Raw genomic sequence first — 423 nt, forward strand, 5'->3', positions numbered from 1 at the left:
GTGAAATGGCAGTCGCAACCATCAGTGCAGTTTCCTTTATTGGATAAGTCGGTCCATCCTGCCGCAATGGCGACGAAAAGCAAGCGGTAGAATGAATTTACGCGATCAAATGATGTGTAAAAAACGGGGCGAAGCCAATGGCTGCACCCCGTTTTCGAATTCTCTAAAACCTGTCGCGATCAATTGATACTGACCGCGAAGTCTGCGGGATTATTCCGCCGGCTTTTCCTTGGCGGCTTCTTCTGCTGCCTTCGCGGCTTCGATTTCGACATAGTTGACGATTTCGGCATCAGAGCGCAGGTCTTCGACAAGTGCGTTGAACGCATCACGGCTGATTTCGGCCACCAGCTGCTGACGGACTTCGTCAAGCGACGGCTGGGTGCCTTCTTTTTTCTCTTCAACCTTGATCACGTGCCAGCCGAA

General features: G+C 51.8%; 1 protein-coding gene. It reads right to left on the minus strand.

From position 1 onward, the window contains the following. Nucleotides 1-210: 210 nt before the first annotated feature. Nucleotides 211-423 (minus strand): peptidylprolyl isomerase (locus tag B2T33_RS18405; RefSeq protein WP_414716648.1); only part of this gene is annotated, 213 nt, incomplete at its 5' end.

It is taken from the genome of Thalassospira sp. UBA4513 (genome assembly GCF_002388495.1).
GTDB lineage: Bacteria > Pseudomonadota > Alphaproteobacteria > Rhodospirillales > Thalassospiraceae > Thalassospira > Thalassospira tepidiphila.